The organism is Pseudoalteromonas sp. J2K-J599 (genome assembly GCF_059295115.2).
The window spans coordinates 2628912-2641858 of sequence record NZ_CM200271.1; the positions used below are offsets into that span (position 1 = coordinate 2628912).

The following is a 12947-nucleotide window of genomic DNA, read 5'->3' on the forward strand; positions in this document are numbered from 1 at the left end:
ACGAGTTTTTGGCAATAACGCAAGTAAGAAGTGAAGCAAAAAGACAGTTTAGTAGGTTAAACCGTGATCTCAACGACAAATTAGGGTTAAAGGTGTATTACATGCATAATTTATTCAACAAAAAAGGAGCTATTTGCTCCTTTAAATATGATTCGCTATTATTTTAAAAAATAACTCAAAAGTATTTTTTAAAACTTAGGACCACCGCCACCCATCATCCCAGGTGGTAACATTCCTTTCATACCGCGCATCATTTTAGTCATGCCGCCTTTACCTTTCATCTTTTTCATCATTTTTTGCATTTGCGTAAACTGCTTAAGCAGCTTATTGATCTCTTGTACTTGTGTACCAGAGCCAGCTGCGATGCGTTTTTTACGCGAACCTTTGATGATTTCTGGACGTGCGCGCTCTTTTTTAGTCATTGAGCTAATAATAGCTTCCATTTGGATAAATGTTTTGTCACCCATTTGGCCTTTAACAGCATCTGGTAAGTTAGACATACCAGGGAGCTTATCAAGCATCGACATCATGCCACCCATGTTTTTCATTTGCTTTAATTGATCAGCAAAGTCGTCAAGGGTAAAACCGGCACCTTTAAATACTTTTTCAGCAACTTTGGCAGCTTGCTCTTTATCTACTTTCATTTCGACTTCTTCGATTAATGAAAGTACATCACCCATACCTAAAATACGCGACGCTATACGGTCTGGATGAAAAGGCTCGAGTGCGTCAGTACGCTCACCCACACCCATAAATTTAATTGGTTTGCCTGTGATATGACGAATAGATAAAGCAGCACCACCACGTGCATCACCATCGGTTTTTGTTAATATTACACCGGTTAGTGGCAGGGCTTCGTCAAATGCTTTAGCTGTATTTGCCGCATCTTGACCCGTCATTGCATCAACAACGAATAAAGTTTCAATTGGGTTGATTGCTTTGTGAAGATCTTTAATCTCGTCCATCATGTTGCTGTCAACATGTAAACGACCTGCGGTATCAACAAGTACTACATCTATAAATTTCTTTTTAGCATGAGAAATTGCAGCGTTTGCAATATCCACTGGCTTTTGCGAAATATCACTTGGAAAGAAATCAACGTCAACTTCTGTAGCAAGCGTTTCTAGCTGTTTAATCGCAGCAGGGCGATAAACATCGGCACTTACTACAAGCACTGATTTCTTTTTGCGTTCTTTTAAAAACTTAGCAAGCTTAGCTACACTGGTGGTTTTACCCGCACCTTGCAGACCCGCTACCATAACAACGGCTGGCGGTTGTGCATTTAGGCTTAGCTCTTCATTGGCCTCACCCATTGCTTTTTCTAGTTCTTCACGCACTATTTTTATAAATACTTGGCCTGGGCTTAAGCTTTTTGTAACTTCAACCCCAACTGCACGTTCTTTAACTTGTTTTACAAACTCGCGAACAACAGGCAGTGCCACATCGGCTTCTAAAAATGCCATACGCACTTCGCGAAGTGTGTCTTTTATGTTGTCTTCAGTCAGACGGCCACGGCCACTGATATTTTTTAAGGTTTTACCTAATCGTTCTTGGAGGTTCTCAAACATGTAACGGTTCCGATAAGACGTTTATATCAATCCATTAAAATTTTACGGTTAGTTTGATTTTCAATTAACCAGGATTGACTTATTAAGTTTCAATTAAAAGTAGTATACCGTATATGGCGTCTTACAATACAGTGTTCAAGTGCACCTTGTTGAGTTTCTTTTTTTAAGGTCTATGCATTTGCTTTGCTATAAAATACAATGGCTATATAACAACAAGGATTATTTTGTCTCAAATTAAGTGGCCCAAGCACAATGCTGATTATTAGTTTAACTATTATTGCCAGTTTATTTTATGTGTTAGCAACGTCTCACGTGCTCTCACGCCTGTTTCATCAACAAGGCCCTAGCCAAAAGGTAACCGTCATATTGAGCACTGTTGCTATAGTGGCGCATATGCTGCTGTTAGTTAACTCTGTTTTTAGATCCGATGGTCAAGACTTAAGTATTGTAAACGTCTCCCTTTTAACATGCTGGGTTATTGTAGTTTCAGTAACAGCTGTGTCGCTAAAGTTCCCTGCCACTTTATTATTGCCCGTTGTTTATGGTTTTGGTGCTTTACTTACAATTGCCAGTTTATTTATTCCTCATCATATTTTACTGCAAAGCATTAATATTGAGGTTGGCTTAGTAACACACATTTCCTTATCCCTATTGGCCTACTGTATTTTAATTATTGCTACTTTATATGGTGTACAGTTCTACTTTATTGATAAACGTTTAAAACGTAAAGATTTAGCAATTGTGCATAGTCACCTTCCGCCTTTAATGGTTGTTGAGCGCCAGCTTTACCAACTCCTTAATTTAGGCACCATATTACTCACGTTCGCATTACTCTCGGGGTTTGTATTTCTTGATGGGATGTTTGCTAAAGAGTTCATTCATAAAACGATATTGTCGTTAGTTGCGTGGGCTATTTTTGCCATTGTAGCCATCGGGCATATGAAAAAGGGTTGGCGCGGTAAACCTGTGGTTATTACGATCATGGTCGCTGCATTTGTCCTCACACTCGCATATTTTGGCAGCCGTTTCATACAAGAAGTGATACTAAATAAGTTTTAACTTGACTCTGCTTGCTCACTCTAGCTTAATACGCATTGATTTATAAGAAAAGGATCCATCGTTGGACGACATATCGACAAGTACCCTATTTATCATTTTAGGTTTTTTGGTGCTTTTTTCTGCTTATTTTTCTGGTTCAGAAACCGGAATTATGTCAATCAATCGTATACGCCTGCGACACCTCGCTAAAGAGGATCATCGTGCAGCTAAACGAGTCAGTAAATTACTTAGCCGTCCAGATAGGCTCATCGGTTTAATCTTAATTGGCAATAATCTTGTCAATATAGCTGCAGCTCAAGTTGCTACCATTATAGGTATTCGCCTTTACGGTGACCTTGGTATTGCTATCGCTACGGGTGTGTTAACTTTAGTCGTGCTTATATTTGCCGAAGTAACACCTAAAACTCTTGCTGCCCTCTATCCTGAAAAAGTTGCCTTTCCAAGCTCAATAATACTTAAAGGGTTACTAAAAATTCTTTTTCCTTTTGTTGTTATCGTTAACTGGATGACCAACGGGATATTGCGATTATTTGGTATTAGTGCCGCTCAAATCGACGAGCACAGCATGAGCAAAGAAGAATTAAAAACAGTGCTCAATGAGTCAGGCGCACTTATCCCTGCTCGCCATCAAAGTATGCTGACCTCAATTTTAGATTTAGAGCAAGTAACCGTTGAAGATATCATGATCCCACGTAACGAAATTGTGGCTATTGATATTAATGATGATTGGAAACTAATTAGTCGTCAGCTTACCCATGCACAACATACTCGCGTGTTGTTGTATCGCGACAATATAGATGACGCAGTAGGCTTTATTCACTCTCGAGATGCACTTCGTCTACTTACAAAAGAGCAATTTGATAAACCATCTTTGCTGCGTGCTGTACGCGAAATTTACTTTATCCCAGAGGGAACATCACTTAACACTCAGCTGTTAAAGTTTCAGCAGTCTAAAGAGCGTATTGGCTTAGTAGTAGACGAGTATGGCGATATTCAAGGTTTAGTAACGCTTGAAGATATTTTAGAAGAAGTTGTTGGCGATTTTACAACTACACAAACTCGTACGCCAAGCGAAGAAGTAGAAACACAAACAGATGGCTCTTGTATTGTAGATGGCGGCGCTAACGTACGCGATTTAAATAAAGAGATGGGTTGGGATTTCCCACTAGACGGCCCAAAAACTTTGAGTGGTTTAATTGTTGAATACTTAGAAGATATTCCCGATGCAAATATTAGTCTACGTATTGCGGGCTACCCTATTGAAGTACTCGAAGTAAAAGAGAATATGATTAAACAGGTGAAGATTCAGCCTAACAAGCGTTCTCGCTAGTTCTCACTAAGTAAAAAGGAGCCGATTAGCTCCTTTTTTATATCCATTAATAACTTTCTAGCCAAATATAAGGCGTTCAAACCAACCTTTATCAAGCTCGTCTTCACAGCGTTTTAATTGCGCACCATAACGGCTCGCTCTGTGTTTAACTTTGTTTGCGACACCCATTAACCACTTTTTCTTTTTATATGTGCCACGCTTATAACCACCCCAACCTTCATGATAATTAAGGTATTGTGCATAAGCATCCCACTTAGAGATTTTATTTACTTTATGCGTTTTATAAACAAACCACGCCATAAAGTCGATTGCATCGTCAAAATCGTCTCTATCAGCACCATTGTTGCCTGTTTCACGAATGTAATCTGACCATGTTGGTGTTTTAGCCTGTGAGTAGCCATAAGCATCACTTGCGCGACCGGTTGGAATTATCCATAAGAAGTACTCCATGGGTGGAGCCGCATCATGTTTAAAGGAGCTTTCCTGGTACATCATACTCATGAGTACATGCTTAGGAGAACCCCATTTTTCTTGCGCGTCTTTTGCGTCAAAGTACCAATCAGGCTTTTCTTCAAAGATTTTGCATAGATCGTTAGGTTGTTTCGGAGGCGCTGTAGCACAACCAGCTAAAGTAATGGCGAGAGATAAAATAATTGCATTTTTTTTCATTTTTTTAAGATCTCACAGAACTTTTTTAAAAAGTGTGGGTCTGACTCAATGAATGCAGCAGTACAGCATTAGTTCATCCCTGAATATATATTTACGCAGCCAACTTAGGCTGCGTTTTTTTTGCTTAAATTTTGCTAGGTATTAAGATTATTTACCGTCAAAATACGCATCTAAAAAGGCAGTAAATGACTGCGTATCTGCTTGCTCAATTACAGTTTGTGCTTCGTTAGACTCTACAACTTGTTGTTCTAGCCAAGGCTTTAAAAACTCACTGTAATCAGTGTCTGCGTGGCTTTGTTTGTATTTATTAGCCAGTGCTAGCGCAAAGTGACCGTTGTCTAAACCAGACTCTTTTAATTGTGACACGTAACGTCCAGAATAGGTAAGCTCTGGATTATGCACCCACGTTGCCATGCGCTTTATAGTATCAGAGTAATAATTAACACCATAAGCATTATCCATCCATTTAGCGACATCAGTGAGCTGGGCAAATATTTCATCACCCCACGACTGAAGACTACGCTGTGTATTATTAAAGTTAAGCATTAGCCCTTCTTCTCGACCTTGATTGACTACTGTGTCGAGGTTTTCAGTACTGCGTGCTTGTTCTTTCCAATCCATTGGAGCTGAATCTTTTAATAAACAATACGTTAAAAACACATCTAAAAAGTGAATTTGCTCAATATCAATACCCACTTCGCTAAACGGGTTAACGTCTAAAGCGCGAATTTCTACATATTCAATGCCTGCTCGAAGCAATGCATCCGTTGGCGTTTCGCCACTTTTAGCATTACGCTTAGGACGAATTGGTGAGTAAAATTCGTTTTCAATCTGCAGAATATTTTTATTTAATTGTTTAGGGTTTTCACTCTTATAGTCATCAAGATCACCATAAATTTCTGATGGTGTGTTGATTGCTTTTTTAAGACCTGCAACATATTCATCTAACGAGTTATACATTACACGTAGTGACGACTGGGCGCTATTTGTATAACCTAAATTGCCTAAACGCAGTGCCGTACCAACTTCTAAGTAAAGCGTACCTTTACCTAGTTTTTTAAATGGTAAATCGGTTTTTCGACCTTGTAAAAATGAGTTACATAATGCTGGTGATGCACCAAACATGTAACTTATTAGCCATAGTTCGCGTTTAAAGTTACGAATAAGCGCTAAATAACCCTCTGAAATAAAATCTTGAAGGCTTGCATTACTTTGTTGTAACGAGTGAAGCGACTGCCAAAGCGTATCTGGAAATGAAATATTAAAGTGAACGCCTGCAATTGCTTGCATCATACTACCGTAGCGATTTTTTAATCCTTCACGGTATAGTGTTTTCATTTTGCCTGTATTAGAACTACCAAATTGAGCTAAAACAATATCATCTTGCTGCTCAATAAAGCACGGCATACTGATAGGCCAAAGCAGTTCATCGTCCATCTTTTCTAGAGTGAACTTTTGAAGGTCTTTTAATTGTTTAAGAGTTTGCGTTGACGACTCACTAACTGGAGTAATAAATTCAAGTAAAGATTCAGAAAAATCAGTTGTGATATGGCCATTAGTTAACGCACTGCCCACCCCTTTTGGATGGCCTTTAGGTGATATAGCACCATTCTCTTGTATTCTTAGTGACTCTCGCTCTATGCCACGTTTAATGCCTTTAACTGCATGTTGGTGCTCATCTACTGATAACGCTTCAAGTGCGTTAGCTAAATCATGTGTTGTCAAAAAATCTTTCCTCGGGCCACGTGGCTTAATCATAAGGTTATGGGGGCTAATTACTTAGACTCAAGATGAATACCAATTTTATTGAAAATATGATCATTATATCGCGTTAAATAACGCCCTCACTGCGTTAAAAATTATTCATATAGAACAACTATATGTCATAATTTTCGCCTTGTTATTGTGCTATTTTCTTAGCGCTATAATAGATCATTCATTTAATGCAACTGGAATAAATTGCTAAGAACAATATAACTTTTCAAATCTAATAATTATTTGCCCACTTTATACATGCGCTTAATATGACCAACATCATTATATTAAGTCGTAATATTGCCATTGCTATGTGCATTATACAAATGCTTTAAATACGTATTTAATTATAAATCAAATAAGTAAAATATCAGCCTATAGTAATAGACCGGAACTTATACAAAATCAGTTCAATTTAGCTGCCTGGTATTTAAACTTGATCTAGATCAATAAATACAATCATTTGTCTTATGAGCATAGACGGAAAGACGCTATTTTTTGCTTTGTAGTGTGTAAGCAATATAATGACTGCAACAATAAAGGATGATAATAAACACAATGCACAATGATAAAAGCTTAAAAAATGAAGAAGTATACTTTGATGAATCACAAGAGCTGGTTTCTACTACTGACCTTAAAGGTGTAATAACATACGTCAATCAAGCGTTTTGTGCTGTTGCAGGATATAGCGCACAAGAGCTTATTGGTCAGCATCATAATATTGTTCGTCACCCTGATATGCCAAAAACAGCCTTTAAAGAAATGTGGGCAACATTAAAACAAGAACACTCATGGCGCGGTATGGTTAAAAACCGCTGTAAAGATGGCCGCTATTACTGGGTAGATGCCTTTGTAACCCCAATTTTTGAAAATGGCCGACTTGTTGGTTATCAATCTGTAAGAACCAAAGCAAGCTCTCAACTTAAGCAACGTGCACAAACACTTTACAACAAATTAAATACCAACAAATCATTATTTAAACTGCGAGAACACACCGCAATAAGGCAAAGCATTACTTTTATATGCTTGTTATTTTGGCTGATTTTTATTGCTGTTGCGGCATCAATCACCATTGCTGCAATTAGCCTATTTATTTGTGCCTTAGTTATTGTGCTAAATTATGACGAACTCATTGTTACCCCTAAAATATTACGCGAACAAAAAGCAAAAGCCGATTCAATCTCTCGCTATATTTACAGCGGCTACACACCGCACAGTGTAAGTGATTATAGAGAGCAAATGCTAAGCGCAAAACTACGCACGGTTCTTGGTCGTATGAAAGACTCAACATTAAGCTTTAATGGCATCGCGACTGATTTAGACAAACAATCAACACTCACCGAAGAAGGCATTTCTTCACAAGGGGAGCGTTTAGAGCAAATTGCATCAGCGATGACCCAAATGAGCTCTACCATTGGTGAAATATCAGTAAATACAGCTCAAACAGCTGATAAAGTGAATAACACCCATCAAAGTTGCTCAGAGATAAAAGACCACATTGCAGATAATAGTAAAATGGTATCTGACTTAGCTTCTCAAGTAGAACAAGCAGCAAATACAGCCACCAGCTTAGCCTCTGAAGCAGATAAAATTGGTAAGGTAATGAGTGAAATAGAGGGAATTGCCGATCAAACTAACTTACTTGCTCTTAATGCAGCGATTGAAGCAGCTAGAGCAGGAGAACATGGTCGAGGCTTTGCAGTAGTCGCCGATGAGGTAAGGACTCTTTCGTCACGCACTCAAAATGCTACGACGCAAATCCATAGTTCTATTAAAGAAATACAAGACACTTTATTTAGCTGGTCCAAAGTAATGCAAAGCACTAAAGAACAAGCCGATAACTGTGTTTTGACAACCGATAAAACCCAAGTTGAGTTAGAGGGTATTTTTATCCAAATCAGTGAAATATCTCACTTGGCAATACAAATATCATCCGCTGCAGAAGAGCAACAAATGGTTAGTAACGATATTAGTAATAATGTTTCGCAAATTAAAGGCTTCGGTGATAACAACTTAAGTTTAAGCTTTAATGTGGCAAAAGGTGCTGCTGAACTTGTTGAAGGCTCACGTAGAGTGAGCGATTTATTACTAACTTTTAAAGTTTAACAAAAATAAAAAAGCCGCTATTTTAGCGGCTTTAGAGTTTAATTATTTACAATCAGCGTTTGGTAAATACCAAAGAGTCGTCATTTGCATCAATAACAATCACGCTACCTGGTATGTAGTCCCCATTAAGTAGCTTTTGTGCTAGCGGATTTTCAATCGTTTGCTGAATAGCACGCTTAAGCGGGCGTGCACCGTAGACAGGATCAAACCCACTTGCTGCAATTCGCTCAAGTGCAGCATCGCTTATTTCAAGCAGATACCCCATCTCTGTTAAACGCTCACGTAATTTCATTAACTGAATATCGGCTATTTCTTTTATATGCTCGTTTGCTAACGGGTGGAATACAACAGTCTCGTCAATACGGTTAATAAATTCAGGTCTAAACTCATTAATCAATACTTCCATTACTTTAGCTTTAAGGGTCGTATAGTCATTATTACCCGCTTGTTCTTGGATAATATCTGAGCCTAAATTTGATGTCATGATAATGACGGTATTTTTAAAATCAACCGTGCGGCCTTGCCCATCAGTTAAGCGTCCATCATCAAGTACTTGAAGTAAAATATTGAATACATCAGGATGTGCTTTTTCAATCTCATCAAGCAATATTACCGAGTATGGCTTACGACGAACGGCTTCGGTTAAATAACCGCCCTCTTCATAACCCACATAACCTGGAGGTGCGCCCACTAGGCGGGCAACTGAGTGCTTTTCCATAAACTCAGACATGTCGATACGCACCATGGCATCTTCGGTATCAAACATAAAACCAGCCAATGCTTTTGTAAGCTCGGTTTTACCCACACCTGTTGGACCTAAAAACAAGAAAGAACCAATTGGGCGATTAGGATCTGCAAGTCCTGCACGTGAGCGTCTTATTGCGTTAGCAACAGCAACGACCGCTTCATCTTGCCCTATTACTTTACTGTGTAACTTATCTTCCATTTGCAGCAGCTTTTCACGCTCACCTTGTAGCATTCTTGCAACAGGAATACCTGTCCAGCGAGATAAAATTTCAGCAATTTCATCCTCACCTACTTGGTTTTTAAGCAGAGTCATTTCTTGCATTTCGGCTTGTGAGGCTAAATCAAGTTTTCGTTCAAGCTCTGGAATTCGCCCATATTGCAGTTCTGACATACGCTGTAAATCACTTGCTCTTCGCGCTACATCTAAATCTAATCTTGCTTGTTCAAGCTCGGCTTTAATTACTTGTGTACCTTGAAGCGATGCTTTTTCAGCATTCCAAATTTCGTCTAGCTCACGATATTGCCCATCAAGGTCGGTGATCAACTCTTGCATTTCGGTGCGACGCTTTTGACTCGCCTCATCTTTTTCTTTAGCAAGTGCATTATCTTCTAATTTTAATTGGATAATACGACGCTCAAGCTTGTCTAACGACTCTGGTTTTGAATCAATTTGTAATCGAATTGAAGAACCCGCTTCGTCTATTAAATCAATTGCTTTATCTGGTAACTGACGATCGCTAATGTAACGGTGAGATAACTGCGCCGCAGCAACAATCGCGGGATCAGTAATTTCTACTGAATGATGTAGCTCATATCGCTCTTTTAAGCCACGCAATATTGCAATGGTATCTTCAACCGACGGCTCTTCAATGAGTACCTTTTGGAATCGACGCTCAAGTGCTGCGTCTTTCTCTATATATTTACGGTATTCATCAAGCGTGGTTGCGCCAACACAGTGTAACTCACCGCGTGCTAAAGCAGGTTTTAGCATATTACCCGCATCCATTGCGCCATCACTTTTGCCTGCACCCACAATAGTGTGTATTTCATCAATAAATAAAATGACTTGGCCTTCTTCTTTAGCCAATTCGTTTAACACTGATTTTAAACGCTCTTCAAATTCACCGCGATATTTAGCGCCCGCAACTAGTGCTCCTAAATCAAGCGATAAAACACGTTTGTTTTTTAATCCTTCGGGTACTTCACCATTAATAATACGCTGTGCTAAACCTTCTGCTATTGCTGTTTTACCAACACCTGGTTCACCGATTAATACAGGGTTATTTTTAGTGCGCCGTTGTAGTACTTGAATCGTGCGGCGAATTTCGTCATCTCGACCTATTACAGGATCAAGCTTACCTTGCTCTGCTCGCTCAGTTAGATCAATGGTGTACTTTTCAAGCGCTTGACGTGTTTCTTCGGCGTTTGGATCATCAACTTTTTGACCGCCGCGAATCGCTTTAATTGCAGTTTCAATTTTAGTCGAGGTAATATTTAACGATCTGAATATATCGCCAAGTGGACCTTTATCATCGCATGCCGCCAGTACAAACAATTCACTTGAAATGTATTTGTCTTTGCGTTTTTGTGCATACTTGTCACATAGGTTAATAAGTGAAGCCATATTATTTGATAGCTGTACGTCGCCACCTACGCCTTCTACTTTAAATAGTTTTTCTATTTCTTGTGAAAGCTTGGTGTTAAGTTCATCTGCGCTAACCCCCGTTTGTGCAAATAACGCGCGCACACTGGAGCCGCTTTGCTGCAGTAATGAATACATTAAATGTACGGGTTCAATAAATTGATGATCGCGGCCAAGGGCTAGCGATTGCGCATCAGAAAGCGCAGATTGAAATTTACTTGTAAATCTATCTAAACGCATGGTGTTACCTATTAAATAATCTAATTGCTTAATTAATGGGTATGTTTAGGTGTTTGTTCAAGGTATAGAGAGAAATATAATAGCTAAAGGTGCTAATTACTTGCGCCAGATCAAACTTGCCATGCGTCCGGTTTGTCCATCTCGCCGGTAAGAAAAAAATAAGTCACTTTGAGAGACTGTACAATAGTCGCCGCCTGTAATATTTTTAACGCCTTGCTGGGTAAGTAAAGTACGCGCAATGCCATAAATATCAGCAAGATATTTGCCATTAGCTTGTGGTGTAAATGCTTGAACAAATGAAGAAGATCTTTTTTGAAATAACTCAAGCACTTCAGCCCCAACCTCAAATTGAGTTGGCCCAATTGCAGGCCCTAGCCAAGCATTTATATTTTCATACTTTGAGCTAAAACATTCTAAAGTATTTTTAATAATTCCCTGCTCAAGCCCTCGCCAGCCACCATGTATAGCTGCAACTTCATTCTCATCATCACTCACTAATAAAATAGGTAAGCAATCGGCAGTCATTATAGCCAAAGGTTGGTTTAATAACTGAGTATAAAGCGCATCAGCATTATGTAACTTTTTAGAGTCAAAATATTCATCAACAATAACAACATCAGAGCTATGAACTTGATTTAGCCACACGGCAGGTTTAGGTAAGAGTTTGGTTAATAGTGAGCGGTTTTTTGATACATCACTTTTATTATCACCAACATGGTATCCCAAATTAAAACTTTTAAATGGGGTTTTTGAAACACCACCTCCACAAGTAGTACTTAACGTTCCTACTTTATGAAGGTTTTGCCATGTCGCTGACAATAAGTGCATTATCTATCGATATCAGGATTAGCTTTAGTATCTTCACGTAGTGCATGTGTCATAGCAACCATATCGTCAGGGATAGGAGCTTGCCATGTCATCATTTCACCGGTGATTGGGTGCGCAATACTTAATTTTACAGCATGCAGTGCTTGGCGTCTAAAGCTACGGAGTAACTCAAATAACTCAGGTGTTGCACCTTTAGGTGGACGCGGACGGCCGCCATAAGATTGATCGCCAATTAGCGGATGATTTAAATGTGCCATATGCACACGAATTTGGTGAGTACGACCTGTTTCTAAACGCAAACGTAAACGAGTATGAGCACGGAATTTTTCAGCAACACGGTAATGTGTAATTGCCGGCTTACCCATTTCATGTACGGCCATATGCGTACGCTGCGTAGGATGGCGGCCAATTGCTTTTTCAACCATACCACCAGCAGTCATGGTGCCATTACACAGTGCTTCATATTCACGAGTGAAATTTTCGCGCTTTTGTAGTGCTTTTACCAAATGCGTTTGGGCCTGAATCGTTTTAGCTACAACCATTAAACCGGTCGTGTCTTTATCTAAACGATGCACAATACCTGCGCGAGGCACGTTAATTATTTCAGGGTAGTAATGTAGCAATGCGTTTAGCACTGTTCCATTAGGGTTACCCGCACCAGGATGAACCACTAGGCCCATTGGTTTATTAATTACCAAAATATCATCGTCTTCATAAACAATGTTTAATTTGATATCTTGTGCTTCGTATTCGCGTGGTGCTTCAATTGTTGTTTCAACACTTACAACTTCACCACCTAGTAGTTTTTCGCGTGGAGTGTTGAAAATTTCACCGTCTACAGTGATTTTATCATCCAAAATCCACGTTTTTATACGAGAACGTGAATAATCAGGGAACAATTGTGCTAATACTTGGTCTAGACGTTTACCACCTAATTCGGTTGGAACGTCGGCTTGAAGAGAAATTTGCTCTGACATTAGTAACTTTACCCAATTTACCAGTG

The 12947-nt window shown here is 39.2% G+C and carries 9 protein-coding genes; 3 read left to right on the forward strand and 6 right to left on the reverse strand.

The features are described from left to right. Positions 1 to 188: 188 nt before the first annotated feature. Complete coding sequence (ffh, locus tag AC5NT5_RS11985) at positions 189 to 1568, reverse strand: signal recognition particle protein (RefSeq protein WP_002962194.1); 1380 nt, start codon at positions 1566 to 1568, stop codon at positions 189 to 191. A 252-nt stretch (positions 1569 to 1820) separates the two neighbouring features. On the opposite strand from ffh, the gene AC5NT5_RS11990 reads away from it, so the two are divergent. Next, a complete protein-coding gene (locus AC5NT5_RS11990; protein ID WP_002962197.1) occupies positions 1821 to 2627 on the forward strand; it encodes a cytochrome C assembly family protein in 807 nt (268 codons plus the stop codon). Between the two features lie 61 nt (positions 2628 to 2688). Continuing rightward, the gene (locus AC5NT5_RS11995) at positions 2689 to 3957 is read left to right on the forward strand and encodes an HlyC/CorC family transporter (protein WP_002962198.1); all 1269 of its coding nucleotides are present in this window, start codon (positions 2689 to 2691) and stop codon (positions 3955 to 3957) included. 57 nt (positions 3958 to 4014) lie between these two features. On the opposite strand, the gene AC5NT5_RS12000 is transcribed toward AC5NT5_RS11995, so the two are convergent. Next, on the reverse strand, positions 4015 to 4626 hold the full coding sequence (locus tag AC5NT5_RS12000) for a transglycosylase SLT domain-containing protein (RefSeq protein ID WP_002962200.1): 612 nt from the start codon (positions 4624 to 4626) through the stop codon (positions 4015 to 4017). A gap of 147 nt (positions 4627 to 4773) precedes the next feature. Continuing rightward, a complete protein-coding gene (gene gshA / locus AC5NT5_RS12005; protein ID WP_494514037.1) occupies positions 4774 to 6351 on the reverse strand; it encodes a glutamate--cysteine ligase in 1578 nt (525 codons plus the stop codon). A 588-nt stretch (positions 6352 to 6939) separates the two neighbouring features. Between gshA and AC5NT5_RS12010 the strand changes: the two genes are divergently transcribed. After that, the gene (locus tag AC5NT5_RS12010) at positions 6940 to 8487 is read left to right on the forward strand and encodes a methyl-accepting chemotaxis protein (protein ID WP_182756954.1); all 1548 of its coding nucleotides are present in this window, start codon (positions 6940 to 6942) and stop codon (positions 8485 to 8487) included. 52 nt (positions 8488 to 8539) lie between these two features. Here the strand turns inward: AC5NT5_RS12010 and clpB are convergent, their stop codons facing one another. The 3 genes from clpB to rluD all read right to left on the reverse strand — a co-directional run bounded on the left by clpB (position 8540) and on the right by rluD (position 12921). Continuing rightward, the gene (clpB, locus tag AC5NT5_RS12015; RefSeq protein ID WP_002962207.1) at positions 8540 to 11116 is read right to left on the reverse strand and encodes an ATP-dependent chaperone ClpB; all 2577 of its coding nucleotides are present in this window, start codon (positions 11114 to 11116) and stop codon (positions 8540 to 8542) included. A gap of 96 nt (positions 11117 to 11212) precedes the next feature. Next, complete coding sequence (gene pgeF / locus AC5NT5_RS12020; RefSeq protein WP_182670901.1) at positions 11213 to 11944, reverse strand: peptidoglycan editing factor PgeF; 732 nt, start codon at positions 11942 to 11944, stop codon at positions 11213 to 11215. Next, positions 11944 to 12921 carry a 23S rRNA pseudouridine(1911/1915/1917) synthase RluD gene (rluD, locus tag AC5NT5_RS12025; RefSeq protein WP_149594281.1) on the reverse strand — a complete coding sequence of 326 codons (978 nt, stop codon included), beginning with the start codon at positions 12919 to 12921 and terminating at the stop codon, positions 11944 to 11946. Before rluD ends, pgeF begins: the two co-directional genes overlap by 1 nt. Between the last annotated feature and the right edge of the window lie 26 nt (positions 12922 to 12947).

What these genes read in the sequence shown, in the direction of transcription:
- ffh (WP_002962194.1), bottom strand. Translation starts at nt 1,568, where the DNA reads ATGTTTGAGAACCTCCAAGAACGATTAGGTAAAACCTTAAAAAATATC.
- AC5NT5_RS11990 (WP_002962197.1), top strand. Translation starts at nt 1,821, where the DNA reads ATGCTGATTATTAGTTTAACTATTATTGCCAGTTTATTTTATGTGTTA.
- AC5NT5_RS12000 (WP_002962200.1), bottom strand. Translation starts at nt 4,626, where the DNA reads ATGAAAAAAAATGCAATTATTTTATCTCTCGCCATTACTTTAGCTGGT.
- AC5NT5_RS12010 (WP_182756954.1), top strand. Translation starts at nt 6,940, where the DNA reads ATGCACAATGATAAAAGCTTAAAAAATGAAGAAGTATACTTTGATGAA.
- clpB (WP_002962207.1), bottom strand. Translation starts at nt 11,116, where the DNA reads ATGCGTTTAGATAGATTTACAAGTAAATTTCAATCTGCGCTTTCTGAT.
- pgeF (WP_182670901.1), bottom strand. Translation starts at nt 11,944, where the DNA reads ATGCACTTATTGTCAGCGACATGGCAAAACCTTCATAAAGTAGGAACG.
- rluD (WP_149594281.1), bottom strand. Translation starts at nt 12,921, where the DNA reads ATGTCAGAGCAAATTTCTCTTCAAGCCGACGTTCCAACCGAATTAGGT.